Source organism: Brevibacillus sp., from assembly GCF_003521185.1.
Lineage (GTDB): Bacteria > Bacillota > Bacilli > Brevibacillales > Brevibacillaceae > Brevibacillus > Brevibacillus parabrevis.
In genome coordinates, this window is record NZ_DOTK01000044.1 from 26,273 (window position 1) to 53,271 (window position 26,999).

Annotated in this window: 28 protein-coding genes, 1 pseudogene and 1 CRISPR repeat array; of the genes and pseudogenes, 25 read left to right on the forward strand and 4 right to left on the reverse strand. The window is 52.5% G+C overall.

Annotated features, from left to right (window positions below):
- Position 1: 1 nt before the first annotated feature.
- From DEP07_RS12925 to DEP07_RS12950, 6 genes are read left to right on the forward strand one after another with little or no spacing between them, the layout of a single operon-like run.
- Positions 2-910 carry an ABC transporter permease gene (locus tag DEP07_RS12925; RefSeq protein ID WP_173597533.1) on the forward strand — a complete coding sequence of 303 codons (909 nt, stop codon included), beginning with the start codon at positions 2-4 and terminating at the stop codon, positions 908-910.
- Between the two features lie 37 nt (positions 911-947).
- Positions 948-1,955, forward strand: coding sequence for an ABC transporter ATP-binding protein (locus DEP07_RS12930; RefSeq protein WP_167470306.1), 1,008 nt, complete (start codon positions 948-950; stop codon positions 1,953-1,955).
- Positions 1,952-2,932, forward strand: coding sequence for an ABC transporter ATP-binding protein (locus DEP07_RS12935; protein ID WP_242774525.1), 981 nt, complete (start codon positions 1,952-1,954; stop codon positions 2,930-2,932). Before DEP07_RS12930 ends, DEP07_RS12935 begins: the two co-directional genes overlap by 4 nt.
- 19 nt (positions 2,933-2,951) lie before the next feature.
- Positions 2,952-3,899, forward strand: a complete 948-nt coding sequence (locus DEP07_RS12940) for a DUF1177 domain-containing protein (protein ID WP_217022263.1) — start codon at positions 2,952-2,954, stop codon at positions 3,897-3,899.
- Positions 3,896-5,164 carry a M20 family metallopeptidase gene (locus tag DEP07_RS12945; RefSeq protein WP_287102576.1) on the forward strand — a complete coding sequence of 423 codons (1,269 nt, stop codon included), beginning with the start codon at positions 3,896-3,898 and terminating at the stop codon, positions 5,162-5,164. Before DEP07_RS12940 ends, DEP07_RS12945 begins: the two co-directional genes overlap by 4 nt.
- 38 nt (positions 5,165-5,202) lie before the next feature.
- Complete coding sequence (locus DEP07_RS12950) at positions 5,203-5,982, forward strand: IclR family transcriptional regulator (RefSeq protein ID WP_122964601.1); 780 nt, start codon at positions 5,203-5,205, stop codon at positions 5,980-5,982.
- A gap of 107 nt (positions 5,983-6,089) precedes the next feature.
- On the opposite strand, the gene DEP07_RS12955 is transcribed toward DEP07_RS12950, so the two are convergent.
- From DEP07_RS12955 to DEP07_RS12965, 3 genes are all read right to left on the reverse strand, one after another.
- Positions 6,090-7,664, reverse strand: a complete 1,575-nt coding sequence (locus tag DEP07_RS12955; protein WP_274874294.1) for a sensor domain-containing diguanylate cyclase — start codon at positions 7,662-7,664, stop codon at positions 6,090-6,092.
- A gap of 183 nt (positions 7,665-7,847) precedes the next feature.
- Positions 7,848-8,213, reverse strand: a complete 366-nt coding sequence (locus tag DEP07_RS12960) for an HsmA family protein (protein ID WP_122964604.1) — start codon at positions 8,211-8,213, stop codon at positions 7,848-7,850.
- 96 nt (positions 8,214-8,309) lie between these two features.
- Positions 8,310-8,537, reverse strand: a complete 228-nt coding sequence (locus tag DEP07_RS12965) for a hypothetical protein (protein WP_287102577.1) — start codon at positions 8,535-8,537, stop codon at positions 8,310-8,312.
- Positions 8,538-8,836: 299 nt separating this feature from the next.
- On the opposite strand from DEP07_RS12965, the gene DEP07_RS12970 reads away from it, so the two are divergent.
- From DEP07_RS12970 to DEP07_RS13045, 16 genes and pseudogenes are all read left to right on the forward strand, one after another.
- Positions 8,837-9,844 carry a D-cysteine desulfhydrase gene (locus DEP07_RS12970; protein WP_287102578.1) on the forward strand — a complete coding sequence of 336 codons (1,008 nt, stop codon included), beginning with the start codon at positions 8,837-8,839 and terminating at the stop codon, positions 9,842-9,844.
- Positions 9,845-9,895: 51 nt separating this feature from the next.
- Complete coding sequence (locus tag DEP07_RS12975; RefSeq protein ID WP_287102579.1) at positions 9,896-10,861, forward strand: carbohydrate kinase family protein; 966 nt, start codon at positions 9,896-9,898, stop codon at positions 10,859-10,861.
- A 112-nt stretch (positions 10,862-10,973) separates the two neighbouring features.
- The gene (locus DEP07_RS12980) at positions 10,974-11,867 is read left to right on the forward strand and encodes an AEC family transporter (RefSeq protein ID WP_122964609.1); all 894 of its coding nucleotides are present in this window, start codon (positions 10,974-10,976) and stop codon (positions 11,865-11,867) included.
- 115 nt (positions 11,868-11,982) lie between these two features.
- Positions 11,983-12,972 carry a helix-turn-helix transcriptional regulator gene (locus tag DEP07_RS12985; RefSeq protein WP_173599254.1) on the forward strand — a complete coding sequence of 330 codons (990 nt, stop codon included), beginning with the start codon at positions 11,983-11,985 and terminating at the stop codon, positions 12,970-12,972.
- Positions 12,973-13,126: 154 nt separating this feature from the next.
- On the forward strand, positions 13,127-14,113 hold the full coding sequence (locus DEP07_RS12990; protein ID WP_287102580.1) for an ABC transporter substrate-binding protein: 987 nt from the start codon (positions 13,127-13,129) through the stop codon (positions 14,111-14,113).
- 127 nt (positions 14,114-14,240) lie between these two features.
- A complete protein-coding gene (locus tag DEP07_RS12995; RefSeq protein WP_173597541.1) occupies positions 14,241-14,540 on the forward strand; it encodes a DUF2277 domain-containing protein in 300 nt (99 codons plus the stop codon).
- Between the two features lie 116 nt (positions 14,541-14,656).
- Positions 14,657-14,986, forward strand: coding sequence for a cupin domain-containing protein (locus DEP07_RS13000; RefSeq protein ID WP_122964612.1), 330 nt, complete (start codon positions 14,657-14,659; stop codon positions 14,984-14,986).
- A 164-nt stretch (positions 14,987-15,150) separates the two neighbouring features.
- Positions 15,151-15,843, forward strand: coding sequence for an FHA domain-containing protein (locus tag DEP07_RS13005; RefSeq protein WP_122964613.1), 693 nt, complete (start codon positions 15,151-15,153; stop codon positions 15,841-15,843).
- Positions 15,844-16,010: 167 nt separating this feature from the next.
- Positions 16,011-18,071: a penicillin-binding transpeptidase domain-containing protein gene (locus DEP07_RS13010; RefSeq protein WP_242774537.1), complete on the forward strand. Its 2,061-nt coding sequence runs from the start codon at positions 16,011-16,013 to the stop codon at positions 18,069-18,071.
- Positions 18,072-18,196: 125 nt separating this feature from the next.
- A complete protein-coding gene (locus DEP07_RS13015) occupies positions 18,197-18,382 on the forward strand; it encodes a hypothetical protein (protein WP_242774539.1) in 186 nt (61 codons plus the stop codon).
- A gap of 450 nt (positions 18,383-18,832) precedes the next feature.
- Positions 18,833-19,461: a CRISPR direct-repeat array (repeat unit 37 nt; unit sequence GTTACATTGGAGACCCGAGAAGTTAGGGGACTGAAAC).
- A 452-nt stretch (positions 19,462-19,913) separates the two neighbouring features.
- Positions 19,914-20,345, forward strand: coding sequence for a hypothetical protein (locus tag DEP07_RS13020; protein WP_063229941.1), 432 nt, complete (start codon positions 19,914-19,916; stop codon positions 20,343-20,345).
- Positions 20,346-20,372: 27 nt separating this feature from the next.
- The gene (locus DEP07_RS13025) at positions 20,373-20,774 is read left to right on the forward strand and encodes a hypothetical protein (RefSeq protein ID WP_122964616.1); all 402 of its coding nucleotides are present in this window, start codon (positions 20,373-20,375) and stop codon (positions 20,772-20,774) included.
- A gap of 23 nt (positions 20,775-20,797) precedes the next feature.
- Entirely contained in the window at positions 20,798-21,295 is a 498-nt protein-coding gene (locus tag DEP07_RS13030; RefSeq protein ID WP_122964617.1) for a hypothetical protein, read from the forward strand.
- Positions 21,296-21,833: 538 nt separating this feature from the next.
- Positions 21,834-22,094: a hypothetical protein gene (locus DEP07_RS13035; RefSeq protein WP_287102581.1), complete on the forward strand. Its 261-nt coding sequence runs from the start codon at positions 21,834-21,836 to the stop codon at positions 22,092-22,094.
- Positions 22,091-22,486, forward strand: a complete 396-nt coding sequence (locus DEP07_RS13040; protein WP_287102582.1) for a hypothetical protein — start codon at positions 22,091-22,093, stop codon at positions 22,484-22,486. The genes DEP07_RS13035 and DEP07_RS13040 overlap by 4 nt, the downstream gene beginning before the upstream one ends.
- A pseudogene (locus DEP07_RS13045) lies at positions 22,372-22,641 on the forward strand (iron chelate uptake ABC transporter family permease subunit); the annotation flags it as partial. The gene DEP07_RS13040 and the pseudogene DEP07_RS13045, both read left to right, overlap by 115 nt.
- 77 nt (positions 22,642-22,718) lie before the next feature.
- On the opposite strand, the gene DEP07_RS13050 reads toward DEP07_RS13045, so the two are convergent.
- Complete coding sequence (locus tag DEP07_RS13050; RefSeq protein ID WP_122964619.1) at positions 22,719-23,597, reverse strand: proline iminopeptidase-family hydrolase; 879 nt, start codon at positions 23,595-23,597, stop codon at positions 22,719-22,721.
- Positions 23,598-23,813: 216 nt separating this feature from the next.
- Between DEP07_RS13050 and DEP07_RS13055 the strand changes: the two genes are divergently transcribed.
- The 3 genes from DEP07_RS13055 (at position 23,814) to DEP07_RS13065 (ending at position 26,959) form a co-directional block, all read left to right on the forward strand.
- The gene (locus DEP07_RS13055) at positions 23,814-24,716 is read left to right on the forward strand and encodes a hypothetical protein (protein ID WP_287102583.1); all 903 of its coding nucleotides are present in this window, start codon (positions 23,814-23,816) and stop codon (positions 24,714-24,716) included.
- Between the two features lie 73 nt (positions 24,717-24,789).
- Positions 24,790-26,280, forward strand: coding sequence for a sensor histidine kinase (locus tag DEP07_RS13060; RefSeq protein WP_287102584.1), 1,491 nt, complete (start codon positions 24,790-24,792; stop codon positions 26,278-26,280).
- Positions 26,258-26,959, forward strand: a complete 702-nt coding sequence (locus DEP07_RS13065; protein WP_287102585.1) for a response regulator transcription factor — start codon at positions 26,258-26,260, stop codon at positions 26,957-26,959. The genes DEP07_RS13060 and DEP07_RS13065 overlap by 23 nt, the downstream gene beginning before the upstream one ends.
- The last annotated feature ends 40 nt before the right edge of the window (positions 26,960-26,999 follow it).

Sequence of the window (26,999 nt, forward strand, 5' to 3'; positions counted from 1 at the left end):
TATGAGCAACCACGCGCAACCATTATCGCCAGCTCCCGCGACGCTCGCACCTAACGCACCCAAGAAAAAAAGCAAGGAAAACAGTGTATGGAGCCGGCTTTTGAAAAACAAGCTGGCGATGGTCGGCATGGTCATCATCGCGCTCATGGTCATTTTCGCCCTGTTCGCGCCATTGATTGCGACGCACGGGCCGAATGACATGGACTTGGCCAATTCGCTGTCCGAGCCTGGCATCGACGGTCATTTGCTCGGAACTGACAACTACGGACGCGATTTGTTCAGCCGGATCGTCTACGGCACGCGCATTTCCTTGATCGTCGGTATTTTTGCGATCGGACTCGGCGGCATGATCGGCACGCTGCTCGGTCTTTTGGCAGGCTACTACGGAGGCAAATGGGATGCGATCATCATGCGCCTCATGGACGGATTGTTTGCATTCCCGTTCATCCTGTTGTCCATCTCGCTGATGACCGTGCTTGGAGCCGGATTGTTCAACGTCATTCTCGCCATCGGGATTGCCAATATTCCCGGCTTCGCCCGAATTGTCCGCGGCCAGGTGCTGGCGGTCAAGGAGGAAGAGTATATCGAGGTGACGCGATCGCTTGGGGCCAACGATTCCCGCATTATTTTTCACCATATCCTGCCAAACTGTATGGCGCCGATTATTGTTTACGCAACGATGCACGTAGCCGGAGCGATCATTTCCGAAGCGGCGCTGAGCTTCCTCGGTCTGGGCGTGCAGCCGCCGACCGCTTCATGGGGCAGCATCCTGAAGGACGGAAAAGACTTCCTCGTCTTGTCGCCGCACATGGCAACGTTCTCCGGGCTGGCGATTTTGCTCTCGGTACTCGGCTTCAACCTGTTCGGTGACGGCTTGCGCGATGCACTCGATCCGAAAATGAAAGTGTAAGCGACAAAAGTGAGACATAGATTGGGGTGAAGGGGAATTGGCAAAGTCAGATGTACTACTCAGCGTGCAAGATTTGGCCGTTTATTTTTATTCGTCCGGAGTCGTGAAGGCGGTAAACGGCGTGAGCTTTGATCTGAAGCAGGGGGAGACGATCGGGATTGTCGGAGAATCAGGCTCGGGCAAAAGCGTGACCTCCACCGCCATTCTCGGGCTGATTCCGTCTCCCCCTGGAAAAATCGAGCGAGGCAGCATTTTGTTTGAAGGAAAAGATTTGACGAAGCTTTCCCAGGCACAGATGCGCAAGATTCGGGGAAACGAAATCTCGATGATTTTTCAAGACCCGATGACCTCCCTCAATCCGGTTTTTACCGTGGGGAATCAAATTATCGAAGTAATCCGCCTGCACCAGCAGCTGGACAAAAAAGCGGCTCGCCAGCGGGCGATTGAGATGTTGAAGCTGGTCGGGATTCCGGAGCCGGAAAAACGGCTGGAGCAATATCCGCACGAATTTTCCGGCGGGATGCGCCAACGCGTCATGATCGCGATTGCCCTCGCTTGCAATCCGAAGCTGCTGATTGCGGACGAACCGACAACCGCTTTGGACGTAACGGTACAAGCGCAAATTTTGGACTTGATGAAAAAGCTGCAAGACGATTTGCAAACATCGATCATCATGATTACCCATGACCTGGGTGTCGTTTGGGAGAGCTGTCAAAAAGTTCTCGTCATGTATGCCGGAAACACGGTGGAATACGCAACGGTAGAAGAGCTGTACGAAAAGCCGCTTCATCCTTATACGTGGGGATTGCTCGATTCCCAGATCAAATCAGACACAACGGGCAAGCTGCCGTCGATCCCGGGCAATCCTCCTGACCTGCGCGAAGATATTGCGGGCTGCTACTTCGCTCCCCGCTGTCCATATGCCAAAGACAAGTGCTTCAGCGAAAAACCGCCGCTCGTCGAAGTGGCTCCCAACCATCTGGTAGCCTGCCACTTCCAGACGAGCGACCACCGTCTTGAACGGAAAGGGGGAAGCCAGGCATGAGTGAGTCGATCATCCAAATCAATCAGCTGAAAAAGCATTTTCCCGTAAAGGATCAGTCTTTGTTCGGCAAATCCTCGAAAGTCGTCAAGGCAGTCGATGACGTCAGCTTTGAGGTGAAAAGAGGGGAGACGATCGGGATCGTGGGCGAGTCCGGGTGCGGCAAGTCGACATTGGCTCGCCTGATCATGCAGCTGATTCGTCCGACGGAAGGCTCCGTCATCATGGGGGGCCAGGATTTGGCCAAGCTGTCCGACAAGGAAATGAAGCGGGCGCGCAAATCGATCCAGATGATTTTCCAAAATCCGTATGCGTCGCTCGATCCGCGCAAAACAGTCGAGCAGCTGATCGTGGAGCCGCTGGTCATTCACCAGGTCGGAACTCACCAGGAACGGGTAAAAAGGGTGAAGGAGCTTTTGGAAGTCGTCGGGCTTTCCGATTATCACGCCACCCGTTACCCGCATGAGTTTTCCGGCGGACAGCGGCAGCGAATCAACATCGCCAGGGCGCTTGCGCTCAATCCGGAAGTTGTAATTTGCGACGAGTCCGTTTCGGCTTTGGACGTGTCGATTCAGGCGCAAGTGATCAACTTGCTGAAGGATTTGCAGGCGAGCTTCAACCTGACCTACATTTTCATTTCCCACGATTTGAACGTCGTGCGCTACATCAGCGACCGGATTGCCGTCATGTATTTGGGCCGTGTCGTGGAGATGGGAACGTACGAGGAGATTTACCACAATGCGCAGCACCCGTATACGCGAGCGCTGCTGTCGGCAGTGCCGAAGGAAAGTCCGCTGATCAAAAAGGAGCGGGTCATCCTGACGGGTGATGTGCCGAGTCCGATGAATCCGCCATCCGGCTGCCATTTCCACAAGCGGTGCCCGTATGCGACCGACCGTTGCAAGACAGAAGCGCCTGCGCTCACGTTGTATGAAGGGCAGCACAAGGTTTCTTGTCATCTTTTAGGAAATCTATCATAATGGAAAAGGAGACTTTTTTATGTCTTTCAAGCATGTAATCGAAATGTACGATCTTATGGACAGCGCTTACGTTACAGGGGATGACCTGAAACGATATTTTGAACAAAGCGGCTTTCGCGATGTAGAAGTATCTACCGTTACTGGACAAAAAGGAAAGACCGATTTCGTCAAAGTATTAATAAAAGGAAAGAACGGAAAAAGCAGCGGCGGAACGGCGCCGACACTTGGCGTCATTGGCCGTTTGGGCGGGATTGGCGCCCGTCCCGAGCAAGTCGGCTTCGTATCTGATGGCGACGGCGCTCTGGCGTGCATGGCAGCAGCAGCGAAGCTTGCCGACATGCAGCAGCGCGGCGACGTGTTGGAAGGAGACATCCTCCTGACTACGCACATCTGCCCGGATGCGCCGACTCTTCCGCATGATCCCGTGCCGTTCATGAACTCTCCGGTGGACATGCAGATCATGAATGCGAATGAAGTATCGTCCGAGATGGACGCGATTTTGTCCATCGACACCACAAAAGGAAACATGATTCTCAATCATACAGGCTATGCGATCACCCCGACGGTCAAGGAAGGGTACATCTTGCGCATCAGCAACGATTTGCTTGAACTGGTGAAGCAAACGTCCGGCAACATGCCAGTGACATTGCCGATTACGGTACAAGACATCACGCCGTACGGCAACAATTTGCACCACATCAACAGCATCATGCAGCCGTGTGTCGTAACAGACAGCCCGGTTGTCGGGATTGCCTTGACGACCCAGGTGCCAGTAGCAGGCTGCGCCACAGGTGCGACTCATCTCGTGCACGTCGAACAAGTCGTGCGCTTCGTGATCGAGGTAGCCAAGCTGTTTGGAACAGGCAAGTGCGCGTTCTACGACGAGGAAGAGTTTGCGCGGATGACATCGCTGTACGGCTCCATGAAGCATCTGCTCACACTGGACGGCAAGGTGAGCGTGTCATGAGCGATCAACTGAAAGCGTTAAAAGACCAGGTCATCGCCGCCGTCGAACAAAACAAGGACGAATTGATCGAGCTGTGCTGCAAGCTGATCCAGTTCCCGAGCGAAAACCCGCCTGGCGATTCCGGGCCGATCAGCCGCTTTATTACGGAATATCTGGAGCGTTTTGACATCGCCACAGACTGGCATGAAGCAGGGCCAAACATGTACAACCTCGTGTCCCGGATCGGCAATCTGCAATCGGGCAAAAAGCTGATTTACTGCGGCCATACGGATGTCGTGCCTGCCGGGGACTTGTCCAAGTGGGAATTTGCTCCGTTCAGCGGCGAAGTAAAAGACGGCTGGATTTTGGGCCGCGGCGCTTCTGACATGAAGGGCGGCTTGGCTGGACTGATTTTTGCCGCGACGATTTTGCAGCGGCTGGGAGTCGAACTGCCGGGACAATTGATTCTGGCGATCGTGCCGGACGAGGAAACAGGCGGAGCGATGGGCGTTCCGTGGATTTTGGAGCGCAAGCTGGTCGAGGGAGACGGATGCCTGATCGCCGAGCCGTCCTCGCCGCATAATCCGACTTTGGGACAAAAAGGTTCCTGCTGGTTCCAGCTCACGGTCAAAGGCAAGCCAGCTCACGGCAGCCTCGGGCCGATCGCCGGCAAAAATGCGATTATGGATGCGATTCGCGCCATCGAGCGGATTCGCACCGTATGGGATTATCCGGTCGTGATTCCGGATGAAGTCAAGGAACTCGTGAAGGTATCCAAAGCATACATGCTCGGCACCGAGCGGGAACCGTACCAGGATGTGCTGGAGCGCGTCTCTTGCAACATCGGTACGATTGAGGGCGGAACGAAAGCAAATGTGGTCCCTGACACTTGCACCGTGGAAGTGGATTGCCGCCTGCCGTTTGGCGTGACGAGAGCAGAAGTCATGGGCTACATCACCAGCCAGTTGGACGAGCTGGATATTGATTACGAAATTGTGCCGATGGGAACGCAAAGCCATGCGAACTACACATCGCCGGATGATCCGGTCTGCCGGGCGATCGTCGACAACATCACGTACGTGACAGGCGAGCACGCTTTTGGCGTTCAGCAGTGGGCAAGCAGCGATGCCAGACATTTCCGCGCGTACGACATTCCGGTCTTGCAATACGGGCCTGCGTACTTGCCGAGCATCCACAATTTCAATGAAAAAGTGCTGGTCGAAGACGTCGTCCGCTGCGCGAAGGTGTACGTGGCGGCAGCCATTGACTTTTTGTACGAGCAATAAACGGGTTTGAAAAGTAATCGTGAATAAGGGGAGTCGTCGTGCTAAAAACGTTGGATCAATCACTCAAATTGTTACAGCTGTTCACGAAGGAGAAACCGGAATGGGGAGCAAGGGAACTCGCCAAGGAAGTCGGTTTGAATCACGCAAATGTATTCCGCGTATTGTCTACGTTTGAAGCCAATCGCTTTCTGGAGAAAGATCCCAAGACGAAAAAATACTCATTGGGCATTCGCCTGTGGGAGCTTGGATTGACAATGAGAGAGTCGTTCCATGTATCACGACTGATTCGGCCTGTGTTGCAGCGGATGATGGAGGAGTCGGGCGAGTCGATCTTCCTGACCTGCCTGGACGAAGACGAAGCGCTTACGCTCGATGCGCTGGAGCCGGACAATGTGGTGAAATACTCCGTGTCGGTAGGCAGTCGTGCCCCTTTGTTTGTAGGCGCATCGTACCGTTCGATCATGGCCTACTTGCCGCAAGAGAAAATCGAGCACATCATTTTGCAAGGCTTGCGGCAGTACACGAAAAATACGATTGCCGATCCGGACAAATTGCGCGAGGAGCTTGTGCATATTCGCGAAGCCGGATGGGCGATGAGCACGGGCGAGTATACGCCGGATGTTCTGGCGATCGCGTGCCCGCTGTTCCACTACGACGGACATGTGATGGGCTCGTTGACCATATCCGGCCCGATTTACCGGATGAGCGAGGAGAAGAAGGCAGAGTGCCTGGAAATCCTGATGCGGGGCAAACGGGAAGTCGATGAGATTATTCAAAACTACCGCGTGGATTTATCCCGCTATTACTTGTTTGGTTAGAAAAAAGCTGCCGCAGAGCAAAATCTGTCGGCAGCTTTTTTGCTGTGAAAAACGTCGAGACGTACGTTTTTCATGAAATGGGATGTGACCGTGCTGCTCGTTCGCGTCTACGGTTGAAGCGATTCGATGCCGAGCCGAAAGCTCGTCGTCCGATTTCGCCCGGCCGCTTTGGATTGATACAGCGCCTGATCCGCGCAGGTGATGATGTCGAGCGCTTCCGTACCGTGCAGCGGATAGCTGGCAATTCCTAGGGAGATCGTCACCGGATGTCCCGTCGGATTGTCGAGCGCTTCAATCATTTGCCGCAGCCGCTCGGCGATTTGATAGGCAAACAGATGCCGATCTCCTTGCAGCAAAATGCCGAACTCTTCCCCTCCGTAGCGGAAGCAGAAGTCGTCTTCGCGCGTCGTATCCAGCATCGTTTGGGCGACTTGTTTCAAAACCTCGTCACCTGTGACATGGCCGAAAGCATCATTAATCCTTTTGAACCGATCGACGTCGAGCAGAATGAGGGAAAACGGAATTTCGCTGCGCAAAGCATCTTGCAAGCAGGCATCGAACGTTTTGCGATTGGCAAGTCCGGTCAATCCGTCCTTCTCCACTTCGGATTGCAGCTGCCGCAGCTTGCGGTTCATCTGGCGAAGTGCCAGCCGCGTGCTTTGGTACAGCTTTTGCACCTCGTAAATTTTGGAGGTGGTCGTAAGCTCGGCAGGACAGTCCATTCCGCCAGACTCATCGGAAATGTGGGTTAATTTGGACAGCGCGGTATTGATGTTTTTGGCAATCAACCAGACGATACCAAGCGTGAGCAGCAAAAAAGGCAAGGAAGTCATCAACAGATTGTGGAGCAGCTTGTGATTCGACTCGTCAATGACAGAGGTCGGCGTCTGGGAGACGATAATCCAGCCGCTGACGCTTTCGGTCGTATATCCGGCAAAATACGATTTGCCCTTGCTGTTGACGATTTGCTGGTAGCCGCTTTTGCCCGCGAGAGCTTGCTGGATGGCGGGATTCAATAGCACGGTTTCTCCGAGGCGCTTTGTTTCGGGGTGGAAAATGAGCCTCCCTTGCTGATCGACCACATATACGTAGGAACCGTCCCCATAAAAGTGTTCCTTCAAGGTCCGGTTGAGCACATTCGATTCTTCCAAATAAATCGTTCCGCCCGCAAAGCCTTGGTACACTCCCTGTTTGTCAAAAATCGGCGAAGAAATCATCAAAATCAGCCGGCCGGACACCGCACGGTAAGGCTCGGAGACCAGCGGTTTCTTTTGGATCAACGCCAGTCTCACAGCATGCGAGGTCAGCAACGTTCCGAGGGCAACGCCGGATTTCAGCGGGCTGACTTTCTGGATGTGACCTTCAGCGTCTGTGATGAACAGGGAATGAAAATTTTGTCTGTTGGCCGCATACCAGTCGTCCAAGTCTTTCTCTACGAGCGGCTTCTCGCCAGCCTGTCTGGCAATCGTGTCGACGTTGTTTTGCAGGACGGTCAATATGTCTGCTGTGTTTCTCGCCAGCTTCTTCGCGTACTGGTAGTTGTTTTCCAGGTAGTTGGTGGAGAGCGAGGTGCGATTGACATGAAGAGAAGAAATGACCTCAATCAAAATTGTCGCGAGGACAGAAAACACAACGAGCATTTCCATAATAAAGCGAAGCGTATAGGTTCTTCTTTTCCCCATGCCAAACTCCTTTTTTCTGTTTCTGAAAGCTCTTGCTGTAAATCTTTACCCGCAATTCGCGAAGTCTAATCTCTCGGACGGCAAAAAGACAGCCTGTAGGGAGCGTGTGGCGATGGGGGAGAGATTTTCGGAAAACAAAAACAGGTTATCCGAAGACAACCTGTTTGGCAAGTATTTGATTGGTTAGCGTGTAAAGCTTAAAGCGACACCGATGGAATAAGGGACCAGCCAGAGCACCCATACAAACAGGCTGAATTTGTGGAACTGCTTGCGTTGGCGGTCTTGCTTTTTCCAGAGGACGAAGCCGGCCCAGGCGGTGTGCAAAAACATCAGGATTAACGCGACCAGCCCGGTAATCCCGTGCAAATTCAGCGAATTGCCGTCGGCGAGCAGCTTCATGAAAGCCGTTCCGACTGTATCGAAGACAAGCCCCAGGCCAAAAAAGACGAAGTGCTTCCAGGCAAGCTCCTTGGCACGGTGCTCCGACCAGACTCCGATTGTATACGAGGCGAGCGCCAAATTGATGAAAATGACAGCCCATACTAGCATAAAAAATCATCTCCCATTCGCTTCTTGATTGTCTACACGGTTGAGTGTAGGAAAAGAAGATGAACGGAAGATGAACAACGAGGGGATTATGCCGATTTACGAATGGCGCTTTTTTCGCAGGAGCAGCCATATAATCAGGGTGGTAAGAGCCGCCTTCCACAGCTTTGGCCAAAAGTCAGCGACAATTCCGTCGTAGACGTAGGCTGATGCCATTTCAAGCGGAGTGGCTCCCGGCGCGAATTGGATGGCTACGCCGAAGCCGAGCATGGCAGGCAGACTGTAAAACAGGTAGCTGGCAAAAAGCAGAAACAGCCATTTTGGCAAAAGGAAGCCCTCCTTTCCGGTTTGTTCGATTGCGTCTAGCGAACAAACGTGTTTTTCACCCGTTTGGACAGGCGGAAGTGCGTTATCCGGATCATGGAAAAAATGCCGTTGCGTGCATCGAAAAACATCTTCGCTAAAATTGGATGAATTTCATAAAAATGACTAGATCATGGTAATGGATCGCGCCTTCTTCGTCAATGGAAAAAGCAACCGGGAATCGGGAAACTCGCCAGGCAAGGGAGGAATCGGCGGTAGCCAGATCGTATTCATACCCAAACAGGCTTGAAGGAGGCAATAAAATGAAGCCGATTCGCTATGAACGCAGAAAATATACGCAAGGTCCGACGCCGATCGAGCGTCTGGAGAGGCTGTCGCAGGTGCTGGGCGGCCCGCACATTTCCATCAAGCGCGACGACTTGCTCGGCTTGACGGCTGGTGGCAACAAGACGCGAAAGCTGGAGTATTTGGTTGCCGACGCGATCCGGCAAGGCGCAGATACACTGATTACGTGCGGCGCTGTCCAATCGAATCATTGCCGTCTGACACTGGCTGCGGCGGTTCGCGAAGGGCTGCGTTGCCAGCTCGTTTTGTCGGCGCCCGAGACAGGCGACTACAATCCGCAGGCGGGCGGGAACCATCTGTTGTTTCATTTGCTTGGCGCCGAACAGATCGAGGTCATTCCCGCAGACGGCGATATGCTTGCGGCGATGGAAAAGCTGGCGGACAGTCTGCGGCAAGCAGGCAGGAAGCCGTACCTGATTCCGGTTGGCGGCTCCAACGAGATCGGCTCGCTTGGCTACATGGCGTGCGCAGAGGAAATCGAGCAGCAAGCGTGGGAGAGCCGCACTCCGTTTGATTACGTGGTGACGGCAACAGGCAGTGGCGGGACACAGGCGGGTCTGATCGCCGGGTTTTTGGCGAGACAATCGTCTGCCAAAGTGATTGGCATCAATGTCAGCCGCGACCGCGCCGCTCAGGAAGCGAAAGTACAGGAGCTGCTTGCGCGCACCGCCGCCGAGGTCGGTCTGCAAGCGACGATCCAGGCAGATGTGGTGCAGTGCGAAGATCGCTTTGTCGGGCCAGGCTATGCGATTCCGACAGAGGAAATGGTCGAAGCCGTGCAGCTCGTCGCCCGCACAGAAGGAATTTTGCTCGACCCGGTTTACACGGGCAAAGCGATGGCGGGGTTGATCGGGCTGATTCGCGAGGGGCGCTTTTCGCAGGATGACCATGTGCTTTTTCTGCACACGGGTGGCGCTCCGGCACTTTACACGGCGTCCGAGCTGTTTTTGCCCAAGCAGGGATGACGGTGTACTTGAAGCTGCTTGCGAGACGAGAGACGAAAAGGAGACAGACAAATGCTTGATGTTGTTGCCTGCGGCGAGCTTTTGATTGATTTCACGCCGATGCCCCATCCCGAACCGGGGAAAATGGCGTATGAACAAAATCCGGGCGGAGCGGTGGCAAATGTGCTTGCGGCTTTGTCGCGGTTTCATAAAAAGACAGCTTTTCTCGGCGCAGTCGGAAACGATGCGTTCGGCCGCTTTCTGAAGCAGACGCTGATGGACCTGGAGATCGGGACTGACGGGCTTGTCCTGACGGATGCTGCCTTGACCACGCTCGCCTTTGTACACATCGACGCGAATGGCGAGCGCTCGTTTTCGTTTGCCCGCAACCCCGGAGCAGATACGCAGCTTCGCGAGGCGGACATAGATGAGGAAATGATCGCGCAAGCAAGGCTGTTTCATTTCGGCTCCTTGTCTTTGACCCATGAACCAGCGCGCAGCGCAACCTGGAAGGCTGTAGATATAGCGAAAAGACACAAGCTGCTCGTATCGTTTGATCCAAACATTCGCGAAAGCTTGTGGCCGGACATGGAACAGGCGAAGGCAATGGCGCTGCACGGGATCAGACAAGCGGACATCGTCAAGCTGTCGGAAGAGGAGCTGGAGCTGCTCGCTCCGGCAAGCGGTTTGGCAGAGGCGACAGAGTGGCTGATGGAAACTTGCCGCAATCAGGCGATCTTCGTCACTCGCGGCAAAGCGGGCTGTTACTTCCGAACGGAAAAAGAGCAGGGGATGGTTCCAGGCTACGCGGTCGATGCTGTCGATACGACCGGGGCAGGAGACGCGTTTTTGGGGGGCTTGCTTTATCAGGTGCTGGAAGCCAAGCAGTCGCTTCGCTCCATGGACAATGACACGCTGACACGTATGGTTCGCTTCGCCAATGCGGCAGGAGCGCTCACCACCACGCGGACGGGCGCGATTCCGGCGCTGCCAGCGCTGGCTGATGTCGAGCGGTTTGTGGCAGAAAATCGCATATAGCACGGTTCAGCCGATTCTCTGTCAGAAAATAAAGGGGAATCGGCTTTTTTGGCGAGCGATTTGATATACTATTCGTAATTTCGCATTTCTATGGAAGAAGTGGGTATGAACCATGATTTTTCTCGAAGTGATCTTGCCTGTCTTGCTGATCTTTTTGTCGGGCTACATTCTTCAGCGCAAGTTCCGAATGGATTTGAAGCCGATTTCGTCGCTGGCGATCTACGTGTTGACCACGGCGCTTGTCTTTCGCACGTTTTACAAGACCGAGCTTGATCTGCAATTGTTTTACATCGTCGTCATCTCGCTGTTGCTGCTCGGAGCGCTGATCGTGCTCACCCAGCTTACGGCTCGCCTGTTTCGCTACGACAAATCGCAGGAGAGCGCCCTGATGCTTTCCACCGCCTTCATGAACAGCGGGAACTACGGGACTCCGATCATTTTGTTTGCTTACGGGGAGGCCGGGTTTACGTATGCGGTCCAAATCATGGTTTTTCATTCGATCATCATGGGGGTATTCGGCGTCTACTTCGCTTCGCGGGGCGGGGGTGGCGCGGGCACGGCGATTCGGGCGATTTTCAAGCAGCCTTCCAACTACGCGGTTGTGCTGGCGATTTTGCTGCAACAAGGCAATGTCGTGATTCCAGCGGGCTACTATCAGGCGATTGATCTCGTGGCGCAGGCAGCGATTCCGGTCGTCATGCTGATTCTCGGGATGCAGCTTGCCAACGTATCGTCCAAAGCTTTGGAGTGGCAAGGATTGAGCGCCGCCAGTGTCATTCGGCTGATCGCTTCGCCTGTGCTCGCTTACGTGATCTGTCTGTTTTTCCCGATTGATCCTTTGCTGCAAAAAGTGCTGGTCATACTCGCAGCGATGCCGTCTGCTGCGACGACAGCGATTTACGCGATCCAGTTCAACATGCGTCCGCAATTTGTTTCCAGCAGTGTCCTGGTCACGACCGTGTTCAGTGTAGGGACGCTGACGATCTTGCTGAATCTGCTGCACTAGCCGATTCTACTGCCGAGGCAATCGCGCCACACCGAAAAGGTTGCCAAGGCATTGCTTTTTTCTATATGATGAGAACAAGAATCGTTTTCAACAAAATCAAAACCGGGAGATTGCCATGCATGCCACATCCATTCATTCCATCTACGACAGTTATATTGACGCGCTGCCGAACATTCGGCTTGATGACATCGGGACGGAGATGGCGGGGGATGACTTGTCCGGTTGGAACGGATACATCAACAGAATGATGCCTCGTCCTGGACTGGAGATTGTCGATTCCTTCCATCGTTTTCAGGATGATCACGCCATGCGTTTTCGCTCGGAAGCCGCCATGGTGGAGCTGAGCTTTTGCTTGCAAGGAACGGGGGAGGTAGCGGTTTCGGGCGGTTCCCAGCACGATCTCGTTCCGGACAGCTGCTCGCTGCAATTGATGCGGGATTTTCAAGCCGACTTTTGCTATATGGCCCAAGCGCCGTTTCGTTCGGTAGCGATCGGGATTTCCGTCGAGCTGTTCAACGAATGGCTTGCGCAAATCGACGAAGGAACGCCGTATACGTTTGAAAGCTTGTTGGGCAACCGTCCTTTTCGCATGTTCCGCATGCCGCTTCGGCCAGATTTGATGATGCGGCTCCAGCAACTGATCGCGCCGCCTGCGTCTCAGCCCAGATTGCGGCGGCTTCATGCGGAAGGCAAGACGCTGGAAATCGCTGCGCACGCCTTCGACATGCTGCTGTTTGAGCGAGAGGCGGAAGTCACCCGACCCTTTTTGTCCCGCAGCGATCGGGAAAAAATTCATAGCGCCAGAGAAATTTTGCTGGCGAATATGGAGGCGCCGCCTTCCTTGATCGAGCTGGCACGCATGGCGCAGTTGAACGAATACAAGCTGAAAATCGGCTTCAAAGAGGAGTTTGGCACGAGCGTCTTCGCGTACTTGCGGGAAAAGCGCCTGGAAAAAGCGCTGGAACTGCTGCGCTTGGGCGAGATGAATGTCAGCCAGGTAGCGTTGTCGGTCGGCTTTTCCAACTTCAGTCACTTTTCCGAAGCGTTCCGCAAACAGTACGGAATGAATCCGTCCGATGTGAAGCGGGGCAGGTATATTTTGTAGCGAAAAAAGCGGGAGCGATGTCTCTCGCTTTTTTCTATTATCCCGCCAACCGTAGTTTTCGCCCTCGTCCGGTAGTTGCAAACAGCTGGCAAAGGTACGATCAAGCGTAGTTGTTGAGAATTATTATCACAGATGATGGAGGCTGACGGAAGGTATGGCAAAAAGAAAGCACGGCTGGATCGCGGGATTGCTCGGTTTGGCGTTACTTGTAGGGGGATGCAGCCAAGCTGCTGACAACAGTGCAGGCGGACAAGGCGGACAAGCGCCAGCAGACAAGCCGGCTGCGCAAACAGCAGAAACGCGGACAGTCAAGGATGCAGCAGGCGAAGTAACCATCCCGGCCAATCCGCAAAGAATCGCGGACGTATCTGGATCGACTGAGGAGCTGTTGGCGCTTGGCATTCGTCCCGTGCTGACCGCGAACAGCCAGTATGAAAGCCCGATGGATTTGACGCCGATTTTGCAAAAAGAGCTGGGAAAAGACGTGACCGTGGCGGGCTGGTTTCAAAATGAGGTAAGTGTCGAGGCGATCGCCGCAGCCAATCCCGATCTGATTCTCGTGGGTCCGGCCCAGGAAAAAATTTACGAGCAGTTGAACAAAATTGCCCCGACCGTGCGCGTGCCTTACGGTTTCAACGCGTTTCGCGAGCGGTTCGACTTTGTGGCGAATACGCTCGGGAAAAAGCAGCAGATGGATGAATGGCTGAAAGCGTACGATGACCGCGCGAAGCAGCTGCACGATCAGATTGTGGCAACTACCAAAGAGGAATCGTTCGCAGTGATCGAAGCGACGCAAAAAGGGATTCGCCTCTACGCGAAAACCGGGCTGGCTGACATGATTTTCTCCGACTTGAAGCTGCCGAAAGCGGCGGGGATACCGGAGCCAGATCCGTGGGGAGGCAAGGAGACGGACCTGGAGGGACTGTCGACGCTCAATCCCGACCATATCGTGCTGCTCGCCGATTCCGAGCACAATGTGCTGGAAGATACCGCGATCTGGAACAATATGAAGGCGAAGAAAAACGGCAAGGTGTACCGCGTCACTACAAAACAGAGCTACAACGAAGCGTTTTTTGCCCTCGGGAAAAAGGCGATGATCGAGCAGGTAGCGGCAGATATTTTGCAAAAGAACCAAAAATAGCAAAAGCGGGCACGAGCAAAAAACGGATGCTTTTCAGGCGTCCGTTTTTTCATAGGCGGCGCTTGACCGACTTCACTGTGTATGTTGTATGATGAGCGAAAAAGACATTCTGCCAAAGGAGATCGCCATGTGCCGAAATATTAAAACCTTGTTCAATTTCTCCCCTCCCGCTACCGAAGATGAGGTTCAGGCAGCCGCGCTGCAGTTTGTGAGAAAGCTCTCGGGCTTCAACACGCCCTCCAAAGCAAACGAAGAGGCGTTTCAGCGGGCGGTCAAAGAGGTAACAGCAGTCGCCCAGACTTTGCTCGATTCATTGGTGACAAACGCCGAGCCGCGCAACCGCGAGACGGAAATCGAACGCGCCCGCGCAAGAAATGCCAAACGATTCGGCACGCCCCAATCCCAACCGGCTGACTCTGTTGATTGAATTTTTCGCCGCTTATCATCGTTTTGTGATTTTGTTTATCATAACTCTATCAGATCGCTTCTATTTTCCCGCCCCGTCTTTTGTATTATCTTGGGGACAAAGGGGAGAGATCCATCATGGAGAAGATAAATCTGACAGAACAATTTTCGTGGATACAACAGTCTTTACGTTCAACGGTCGTAGGGGAGCTGAACGATTCGGCGATCAAGCTGGAGCAGCTTTCGGGAGAATATCCCTGGCAGCAGCACGACCACAAGGACGAAATGATTCTCGTCGTAAACGGAAGATTGCTATTGATGTCCCATGAGCGCAATATTTGGATCGAGGCTGGCGAATTGCTCGTCATACCAAAAGGAACGGCGTACAAATGGTTCGTGCCCAACGGAGTTTGCCATCTGTTGGTGATCGAGCCGAAACAGCTGGCGGCGCTCAAGCGTTGTTCGTGATAGATTGCAAGCAAGCATGAAAGATAGATGGCGTGAACGAGATAGCTGTCATTGTCGGGACCAAGCGGCGGCTTTGTACTATAGGCGAAAAAAGGGTTGACTTTCCGGTATTTTGGTATGTAATTAATACGGATAGCTGCAACTCTTTTTTGAGGTGATGAACGTTGGAAGACGGCGTCTATGTCCTGATCAAAAAAGGCGATCCGGAGCTTGTGCAAAAACGCCAGTTTCTTCGTCAGGATGAGTACACCATTGGACGGAGAGGGAGCCAACTTGCGCCTGACATCGCTTTTTCCAGCCCATACGTGTCGAGACGGCATGCCGTGATCCGCAAGATCGGCAATCGCTATACGATTTCCGATCTGGACAGCAAGCATGGAACAGAAGTCAACGGGCAGAGCGTCCGCCAAGCGCCGCAGCCGTTATTTCACGGCGATCTGATCAGCCTTGCCAAAGGAGTCGTCGAGCTGGTCTTTTTTGCGGAGGGCAGTGAGTTGGACGTGACCAGGGAATTTTCTTTTCCGCTGGTGCAATCGATGGTTTCGACTGTTTCCACGACAGGATTGGTCATCAACCTGGAGCGGCGCGAGATTCGCCTGGATGGTGCGAGGATTCATTTGACAGGAAAAGATATGGATTTGCTGATGCTTTTGTATCAACGGGCCAATCAGGCAGTCAGCTATGAGGAAATCATGGTGTCGATCTGGCCGGAAAGAATGATTTACACAGACAATAGCGTGCCGGATGTGGGACGCGCCGAAATCAATGCGCTCGTGTACCGTTTGCGCAAACGGCTGGGCAAGTACGGGGAAAAGGTCACCACGATTCCTCGCTTCGGCTATATGTGGGAAGATTGAACAAGGGAGACGAGCCAGTGGTCTCCTTTTTTCCATGCGCTTTTTCCTGTTGAATTGTCTGACACTTATCATTTGTTTGTGAGTGTGATCTGATGATTTCATCAGTTTTCTTCCATTTATTCTCTAATCCGGCTGGTTTATCGTGGGAAAGGGAAGGTGAGGAACTGGTGAAAAAGGCTTGGATATGTTTTTGGAGTGTCTTTCTCGTAATTCTTTCGGGATTTGTCTTCCTTTTTTGGGACTATTGGAAGGAAGGGCCGAAAACGGACGGGGAAATGGCGAAGGCGGCGTTTACCGCTTATACGACGAATTGGAAAAATCAGCAGTTTGCACATATGTACGAACAGCTTTCACTGGATACAAAGGCAAAGGTGACAAAAGACGAGTTCGTTTCACGATACGAGAACATTTACGGCGGGATCGAAGCCAAACCGATCCTCGTCGAGCCGCTTTACAACGGAGATGTCGTCCCGACTGAGGATGGGAAAATCAACTTCCATTACCAGATCAAGCTGGACACATTCGTCGAACCGATTTCGTTTACAGGAAAAGCAACCTTGATCAAAGAGACGCAAAACGACAAAAAAGATTGGTACATCCATTGGAATCCTTCCTTTTTATTTCCCGGCATGCAGGAGGGGGATAAGGTGCGCGCCAACACGCTGTATCCGAAGCGGGGAGAAATATTGGACCGGGCCGGACGCAGGCTGGCTACGAGCCGGATCGTGGTCGATGTCGGGATTCGTCCAGATGAATGGAGCAAAACGCCTCCAGCCGGGAGGACACAAGTCAGCAAGCTGTTGCAAATACCGCTGGCAAACCTGATGAGTGTGGTGAGTGCCAATGCGGGGAAGTCTGGCTCGTTTGTCCGCATCGCAACTTTGCCGGAGGATGATGCACGCCTGCAAACTTTGCAACAAACCGCGAGCATCGTTTTGCAGAAAAAGCAGGTCAGGTACTACCCGTATCAGGCTGCGGCGGCTCATTTGGTCGGCTACACGGGTGCGATTAGCCAGGAGGAGTACGAAAAGCGCAAAGACATGGGCTACCGCGCCTCGGATATCATCGGCAAGGCGGGGCTGGAACAGCTTTTTGAACAGCAATTGCGCGGGGAATCCGGCGGCCGGATCGCGATTGTCGGTGCAGACGGGACGGTGAAAAAAATCGTGGCGGAGCAACCCGCCAAAAACGGGCAGCCACTCGCCCTGACGATCGACGCTACTGTTCAGCAAACGATTTACAGCGAGTTCAAGCAGGATGCTGGGACAGCCGCAGCGATTTCGCCCGCGACGGGAGAAGTTTTGGCGCTGGTCAGCTCGCCTTCGTATGATCCAAACGCATTTGTGCTCGGCATGTCGACAGAAGAGTGGAAAAAGCTCAATGACGATCCGGGCAAGCCTTTGCTGAATCGCTTTGCCCGCGGCTTTGCGCCAGGGTCTACCTTCAAGCCGCTTACCGCGGCAATGGGACTTGCGACTGGAGCGATTACGCCAGCCGATACTGTTTCGGTCAAAGGACTGCATTGGCAAAAGGACGCCTCCTGGGGCGCATACGAAGTGACACGGGTGAGTGACTACGGAGCGCCCGTCGACCTGAAAAAAGCACTCGTCTACTCGGACAATATTTATTTTGCCAAGGCGGCGCTGTCCATCGGGGAGGAGCCGTTCGTGGCACAGGGAAAGCAGCTTGGCTTTGACGAGGCGGTGCCGATCCCGTATCCGCTCGATCCGTCCCGGCTTGCCAACAACGGCATGAGAAACGAGATCCAGTTGGCAGACTCGGGCTATGGGCAGGGCGAGGTGACAATGACGCCGCTTCACTTGGCGCTCGTGTACAGCGCTTTTGTCAACGAGGGAAACATCGTGTACCCGTCGCTGCTTCAGGGCGAGCAAAAAGAGCGGTATTGGAAGCGTGAAGCGATTCCGCCCCAAGTGGCAGCCATCGTCAGGGACGATCTTGTGCAGGTGATGGAAGACCCCCGCGGCACAGGCCGGGGAGCGCGCGTGCCGGGCATCCGCATGGCGGGCAAGACCGGCACCGCAGAATTGAAGCAAAAAAAGGGCGAGCAAGGACAGGAAAACGGTTGGTACGCGGTGTTCAATGTGGATGATCCGCGCCTGCTGGTCACGATGATGGTCGAGGACGTCAGAGGCCGCGGCGGCAGCCATGTGCTCGATGCGCGAATCAAGCGGATTTTTTCCAAGCTGTTGCAGGGCGTGGGGGCGTAAGCAGCATAGAGCAAGCGTTTCGTTTCGCTAGTTTCGCTAGGATAGAAGCAGAGAGAAAAGGACAGAGGAGCGGTGGGAGCAATGAGCAGGCGAGTAGAGGGTGAAAAGCAGATGAGATTGGCTGCGTGTACGGCTGCTTGGGGAATCGTCACGGAGCCGTCCGTGCAGAAAGCGGGTTTTTGTTTGCCTCGCTCGCGGTGTTCCGACAGCAAAAGACGCTGGAGAAAGCCGCAAGCGTGGAGCTGGTGGAAAAGCTGGAGAAACTCGTAGGGAACGCGAGTGCAACTGAGCGAGGGACTTGCTGCACATGAGCCGTTTTCATCAGTATGGACGGTTGTGTGCAGTTTTTTTGTGGGATTGTAGCGGAATGAAATGAAGTGGTCTGTTCACGCAGGGGGGATTTGTACGGGAGCGGACTTGCCGTATTAAAGGAGAGTGATTTGTTTGGGGAGTTGGATGAAGGAAGTGGCGGTTGAAAGATATTTGCGTTTGTGGATGAAAAGTTGTTTGGGTGCTGGATCGTGTAAAGAAATGGATAGATGAGATGGGGGATAATGTTTTATTATAAGTATGAGGGCGAATGGTTACCCTGTAGCGAGGAAAAAGAAATGAACAAGATGCGTACACGTACAGCCTATTTTCGAGGATAGGGCGTGATTTTTGACGAGAAGTGAATCCTCGAAAAAAGAGCGGGTTCTTGTTGGCAGTGAGTATGGGGAAAGCCTTGGCGTTATTGAGGTTAAGCATGGTAGTCAAAGTCGGTTACATTGGAGACCCGAGAAGTTAGGGGACTGAAACAATCATGCAGGCTAACACTCAAAAAGATGTATGGAAGTTACATTGGAGACCCGAGAAGTTAGGGGACTGAAACCTATAGAATCGCGTTCGGGTTGTGAACAATCCGCAGCGTTACATTGGAGACCCGAGAAGTTAGGGGACTGAAACCGAGGCAATAAGAACGCAGTGGGGCATGGAGCTCCCAAGTTACATTGGAGACCCGAGAAGTTAGGGGACTGAAACATTTGTTGGTGTCGATCCCCAGTTTTGAACCTACCCGCTGTTACATTGGAGACCCGAGAAGTTAGGGGACTGAAACAACTGAGCAGATGGCTGAAGCATTTTCTAAGGAACGGTTACATTGGAGACCCGAGAAGTTAGGGGACTGAAACTTGAAAACCGCGCCTTTATCACATTTACCATTTGCTGTTACATTGGAGACCCGAGAAGTTAGGGGACTGAAACCGAAGGTGATCGTGTAACTGGCATGATGTCCTTTTATGGTTACATTGGAGACCCGAGAAGTTAGGGGACTGAAACTACGTGGTGATTGTTGACGGTCAAATGGGGAGTTACGTTACATTGGAGACCCGAGAAGCTAGGGGACTGAAACCATGCCTTCCACCCGCCGACAAAATTCAGCGGCGCGACGTTACATCGAAGACCCGAAAAGCAAGCGGAATTGAAACTAAGGCTCTTGCATTTTTGTTCGTATTTGGTTATCTCGTTATATTACAAATCCGAAAAAACAGAAGACTGTAACTAAGCTGGCCTTGCCTGCTCGCGATGCTCCGACAACAAAAGATGCTAGAGAAAGTAGATTTGATGGAAAAGATGGAAAAACTTATAAAAGACGCGAAAAAAGCTGCACGAGAGACTTGCTGCACATAAACCGTTTTCAATATGGACGGTTGTGTGCAGTTTTTTTGTGGGGATTGTAACAAAATACAAGCTACATCGTCTTACTAATGAAGCCTTAAACATAAATGGAAAAAAATGTTGAAAATAGAAAAATTAAAGATTAATATGTAAAAGATTTCAAAATATTTTTAGGGAGGGGTATTGTTGAATAGAAAGCTTGTAGCAAGTTTTATTACTTCTTGCGTTGTTCTGGCGACAATCACTACTGCATTCGCAGCTACTCCGATGGGGATAGCACAATCAGAAGCGTCAATCAGTGGAAATCTGTCTACGGCAGGGGGAGAAAAACATTATGTAATATCTTCGTATGGTATTACGCGTGATATCTCCTCTAGAGTAAAATCTAGTGATATTAAGCAAATCATTTCCTTTGCCATTATTACTAGAAACGGGAAGAAAGTTTCCTCAAAAACAACAGAAGATTCCTATGTTAAATCTTTGAAAGCAAAGATTAGTAATCAGGAGGAATATGGAAAAGCGATATGGGAGGTAGCCGCCAGCGGGGATGTTTACTATACCGATGGGACAACAGATAGCGGTATTAATTATGAAGAACAGGAATTTAACGTAAAGTAAAGATGATGCATAGCTATGGGGGAGAGTATGGTTAAAAGTATTCTATCTATAGGATTGCTGGCATTTACTGTGTTCTCAGCAGCTACAGTTTATGCTGAAATGACAGAATTTTCATCGGACGTTTATATAGCGTCTGAAACATCTACAAAACATACGGCGGGATTTACCGCTATCACTGAATCTGATGTCAAGTGTGCAAAAATTACGGTGCAGTCTACTATCTATTTCAATGCAAAGAAGCAAGGTGAGACAGAAAGAGCAACCAATTATAATTCATATAAGGTCAAACAAACAGGAGAAAGGAAAGTAGTTAATCCTACGAAGAAAGGGTATTGGGAAATAAGCAGCTTTCATGAAGAGTATGCAAAAAAGGAAGATAAATTGACAGAAGAAAATCACTCATACGATGATGCGATTTGGATGCCTTAATATAGTGAAAAGGAGATATTACCATGAAAAAATCGGTTTTATTTAGTGGAATTGCATTAGCTTTAGCGTTTTCCGTTATCGGTTATGCAAATGCAAGCAAGCAAGATGACATGGTGATTGTAAAACAAAGAATTGCAGAGTTTAAAGAAAAGGTTGACAATGACATTGCAAGCAGCTTTGACATTAATCTGGACGACTTGAAAAAGCTGGATCACAAAGAGGTTTTAAAAAGTGAAGAGTATAAGGGGATTGCTAAAATAGTAATGAATATCATGCTTGAGCAAGCAAACGGTGATGTAGTGCCAAGTATTTATATGGATGAAGAGAACAATGAGATGTACATTTTGGAAAAACAAGCGGATGGTACAAATATCTTGCATAAGTATAGCAAGAATAATGAAGGCTCTGATACTCAACGAACTGTTGGCGCAAAAAATATAGGCACAGATAAAGAGGGCTGGAATGAAATTAGCACGGAAAAAAGTGAGGGAAAAATCATAGACTTCGAAGAGGTAAAATAAGAGCAATTAAAACCCGCAATACCATTCTTGTCCTTTTGCAAAATAAATACAAAAAAGCGGCTAAACCAAAAACGCTGACCTACTATCGGTCAATGAAGTGCACCTCCTAAAATAGACATTGGATTAAACCTCCTGGTAGATCCGATGCAACCTAAGGGGTGTATTTTTGTTGAAAAAAAGCCCAGCCTTTAGGAGCTAACCTGACAAGTTCATGCTAGAATCCGTGCGGCTGCATAGAGAGAAAAGACAGACATACCATTGAATCATGAAGCATCCCTGAAACAGCAACAAACAGGTCAAACTATGTCACCCCTAAAAAACCATCCATACAGCAAATAAAAAGTACGACCGAAAATCCGGAAATCGCAGACAATCAATCAGTCAATCAATCAGTTTAACCCTTCGACCCGTCGAGAGAGCCTTTACGCTTTTTACGGCCTCCTTTGTTTTCCATCCCCGTTCCCTGATGCGCGGAGGCACGGCAGACGAGCTATAATAGTGGATAGCTAAAAGGGATACAGGAGAGGAGGGGCCAACGTTGCATGCTGACGAGGTTTATCGACAGTTCCGGCAGATGATTTTTTCCGTGCAGAGCGTATCGCTTGTCACATGTGCTCACCAGGAGCCGCATTCGCTTCCGGCTTCTTCCTGCCAGCGCATCGGGTTTGTCAAAAGTCACAAAGGTACGCTGACAAGCAATGCGACCGAGCAGGCTGTGGAGGCGGGCGATGTCGTTTTTCTCAGGCCGTGGACGGACACCTCCATTTGCGCGCAAGCGGGCAAATGGAGGTCTTTTTGATCGAGTTTGCTTTTTGGACGGAGGCAGCATCGTCCGGGACGGAGCGGACTTTTCTCCAGGGAACAGCCGATTTCCCGCTGGAAAAGTCGTTTCACGTGCGCAGCCATTCGCAGGTTTTGCATTTGATGGAGGAACTGCACAAAAGTCTGGATGCATTCGCGCATGTTCAAGACGCTCAAAGGTGTGAGCTTTTCCGGCTACATAACCCGTTTGCGGATCGACCGGGCAAAGGTGCTGCTAGAGTTGCCAGCCAGCCGCTTGCGGGAAGTGGCGCAAAGCGCTGGCCGGAGCTTGTGTCGCGGTTGTCGGTTCGATCGGGTTTGTCGGCTTGCTTGCTCCGCACATGGCTGGCAGGCTGGTCGGGGGCAAGCGCATTTGGCTACTTCCTGTAGCTGCCCTGCTCGGGGCCATTTTGCTGGTTGCAGCGGACGGACTGGGCAGATGGCTGTTACCTCCGCTTGAGGTTCCGGTGGGCATCGTGACGGCTGTAATCGGTGCGCCGTACTTCCTTTACTTGATCGGCAAAGAAAAAAGCAGAAGCTGGTAAACAAACACAAAAAGCCCTGTCTTGCACACTGCTGCGAGACGGGGCTTCTTGTGTTTTCCATATCGAGTCAACCGGGATTATCGCTTGTCCGCTTGGCGCAAAAACGCGCGGACGGTCTGTACGTATTCGTCTGTTTCTTCCAAATAGCCGAGATGGGAGCTGTGCTCCAACACATGCAGCCCGGCGTTTGGCACGAGCGACTGGTAGTAGCTTGTTGCTTCCGGGGTCGCCTCGTCGTAGCGACCGCACACAAACAGGGCAGGAATCGCGATTTCATGCAGCTTCGGCGTGTAATCAAACGTCTTGAGATTGCCTGTCGGGCAAAACTCGGACGGCCCCCACATCGTCATGTACACGTCTTTGTTGGCTTTCGCACGGCTTTGCGTCATGACTTCTGGCAACGGCTCCATGCGGCAAACGTGGCGCGCGTAGTATTGTTTCATCGCGTCCTGATACTCTTTGGAATCCGTCGTTCCTTGCTGTTCGTGCCGGGCAATCGTCTGCTGGACGTCTTCCGGCAGTTGGGCGATCAGCCGATCAGCGTCTTCTTTCCAGAGCTGGGCACGGAGGCAAGGACTGGAGAAAATCACGCTCGCAACGCCCGCAGGCTTAGCGTCAATCAAATAAGCCGCAGCCAGCATCGTTCCCCACGAATGGCCGAGAATATGAACCTCGGTCAAATCAAGCGCCTGTCGAATGCAGGCCAGCTCTTCTACAAAGCGCTCCGTTTTCCACAGCGAGGAGTCGGTCGGTCTGTCCGAGTTGCCCGAGCCGAGCTGGTCGTAAAAAATAACGGGACGCTCGTCGCCAAGCACGTGCAATGCAGACTGGAGCGGGTCGTGCGTGTTGCCAGGCCCGCCGTGCAACACGATCAGCGGAGTGTGATTGCCTGTGCCGACGCGGTTGTACCATACTTTTCCGCCAGGAACTTCGATGTAGCCTTCCTGCTTGTTCATCGTTTTTCATCCTCCACTTGTCACTCTTGTTGATCCAATTCTTTTTACCAATATACCATTTTTAGAAGATTTTTGCGTGAGTAGCTGTGTGCGTGCGCCAAGCGCATGATTTTACACTTTTTTTAGATTTCGTTTAGAACGCGTTTAGGCTTCCGCTTTATCATCGCTAGTAGAGAAAGTGAGGCTGCTTTCTACATGAAACTGGAGGGATGACTGGTGCGAAAAACATGGCTGGCGGTGGCATTGGCGGTCGGAATCGGCGGGGTAGCGACGTGGGGGATGAGCGTTTCGGCGCAAGCGGACAACGGCGCACTGGAGTCGTACAAATCGGCGTTAAAGCAGACGAAAGAAGCAGGGAGCTTGACTGCGCACGCTCACCTGGAGTTGACAGACAACCAGACGAAGCTTTTTGCAGTCGACGGGGTGGCCAAAGTCGATCATGAGCAGAAGCTGGGCAGCGTGGATGGCACGTATGTCGATGCGAACGGCGAAGGAAGCTTTCAAGCATTTCGCGAGCCGACTCAAATGGTTTTTAAAAAAGGGGATCGCGATCTGTATCGCGTCATGGAGGCAATGGATTGGCAACAACAACAGCCTGAGCAGGATCAGCACGCTATGAGCAGCGCCATGATGGAGCAGGTGCACAAAACATTGTTCGGAAGCATGGAGAAATGGACGACGATGGAAAACTTGCCGGATGGCGGGAAACGAGTATCCTTGAAGCTCGACGAGGAGCAAATGCCTGTGTTCGCCAAAATGCTAGGCCCGATCATGTACGCGAAAATCGTTGAACGCAGCCAGGAAGCGAGGGCGGGTGAAGCCGAAAAAGAACTCGCGCTGGAGCTGCCCGCTTTGCAGGAAGACGTGCATCTGGAGCAAGTCGTGCTGAACGCGACGATCAACGAGCAAAACCAGATCGAGCAGCAAACCGCCAAGGTGGAGCTGGTCGGGACGGACGCTTCCGGCGTCGTGCATACGTTGCAACTGACTGTGGACGTCCGCTTGTCGGATTTGGCAGCGACCACTCCCGAGCGCGTGGATTTGACGGGGAAACAAGTGGAGAAAGTGACTCGCGAAGAGATGCGCAGCCACTGGGCAAAAGGCGGCTGGCGGCACTAAGGCAGGGGCGTGCGTCTTTTGCCAGGCGCTGTAGTATAATGACAGCAATTATGCGCATCGGAGGAGAGGAACCATGTCAATCAAAACGAGGCTTTGGTTGTCTTATATCGCCATGATCGTCGTTCCGGTGGTCTGTTTTGGACTGGTAGCCTCGACTCTGGTGGCGGTTTTTTGGGGAGAGTCATTCCCGCGCGAAAAAGCACCGGGGAAACCGCTGTTTCGGCAAAACATGGACAGACGAGACGAGCTGTTTGCAGGAGTGGCGTTTTTGGCGCAGCACGATGCGGAGCGGTTGCTGGACAATGAGCTGTTGACCGAAACGGATGAGCAACTACGCCCGTTTGGCGGAGCATTCATATTGGCGAAAGAGGGAGCGGTGCTGTTCGCTTCTTCTTCCCTGGCTCAGGCCGATTTGCCGAAATACATGCAGTCCGCTGCGGTTGAAGAACGCCCGCGCCAGTGGCCGCCATGGGAAAGCGACAGGCATGTCGCCAGGACGTATGCGTTTTCCTTCGCCGACAAGAGTCAGGGCACTCTTTATTTTCTGGCTGACGACAGCTCCTTGTTTTCGTCAGGAATCTCTTTCTTTGCGCTCATGATCGTCAGCTTCCTCGTCATTATCGGGCTGACGAACGGGATTTTGACGTATTTGGTGTCCAAGAGCATCATCCGTCCGCTGTACGCGCTCAAACAGGCGGCTCACGAGATCAAGGAGGGCCATCTGGAGCGGCCTGTGCAACTCGGGCGAAAAGATGAGCTGGGCGAGCTGGGCGAGGCTTTTGAGGAGATGCGCGTCCGGTTGTACGACTCGATTCGCATGCAGCTACAATACGAGGAAAGCCGCAAAGAGCTGATTGCGAGCATCTCGCACGATTTGAAGACGCCGATTACCGGAATCAAGGCGTGCGTGGAGGCTGTGCTGGACGGAATTGCCGATACGCAGCCGAAACGGGAGAAATACATGCGGATGATCGCCAGCAAATCCGCGCAAATGGATCGGCTCATCGACGAGCTGCTTTTGTACTCGCGGCTGGACTTGAACCGTCTGCCTTTTCATCTGGAGCCGGTCAATATTCGGGCCTACCTGACCGATTGGGTGCAGGCGCTGCGTCTGGAGCCTGGTATGTCTGACGTACGGCTGAACGTGGCGGGAACAGACGGCGGCCCGCTTGCCGTCATGGCAGATCGGGAAAAGCTGCATCGGGTGCTGATGAACATGATCGACAACAGCATGAAATACATGGACAAACCACTGAAACAAATCGACGTGCGAGTGGAGCGGACAGCAGACGAAGTTATTGTGACGATTGCCGACAATGGAGCGGGTATTGCGGAGGAAGCGATGCCGCACATTTTTGACCGCTTTTACCGGGCGGACCCTGCGCGCAACACGACAACGGGCGGCAGCGGACTGGGACTTGCGATCGTCAAGCAATTGGTAGAAGGGCACGGAGGACGCGTCTGGGCGCGCAGCGAGGTCGGCAGCGGAACGGACATCTGTTTTTCCTTGCCGCTGCAAAAAGGGACGGAAGGTGGAGCGGATGAAGCACATATTGATCGTTGAGGACGACACGGTAATCGCAGAGGTGGAAAAAGACTACCTGGAAGCAAACGGCTATACAGTCGAGCTCGCCCATTCGGGAGAGGTCGGCTTGCAAAAAGCGCTGACAGAGCCATACGATCTGATCATCCTCGACTTGATGCTGCCTGTGGTAGACGGCTTTGCCATTTTGCGCGAGGTGCGTGAAGCGAAAAACATCCCGATCCTGCTCGTCTCCGCCAAAAAAGAGGACATCGACAAGATCCGCGGCTTGGGGCTTGGCGCGGATGATCATATTAGCAAACCGTTCAGCCTGGGCGAACTGGTGGCGAGAGTAAAAGCGCACCTGGCCCGCTACGACCGCCTCGTTTCCGATGGTTCCCAGAGCCAGCGAGCGCCGCAGGACGAAATTCGCATGCGTGGCTTGCGGATCGACAAGCTCGCCCGCAAGGTGTACGTCCGTGGACAAGAAGTTGCCTTTACGTCGAAAGAATATGAGCTGCTGCTGTTTTTGGCGACGCATCCGAACTGGGTGTTCAGCAAAAACGATTTGTTCGAGAAAATTTGGGGACTGGATTCCCTTGGCGATATTGCTACCGTGACCGTGCACATCAGCAAGCTGCGCGAAAAAATCGAGATCGACCCGACGAAGCCGCAGTATATCGAAACGGTTTGGGGAGTCGGGTACCGTTTTCAACTGTAGGTGTAGCTATGTAGCTGCGGCGGCTCACAGAGGCTCAAAA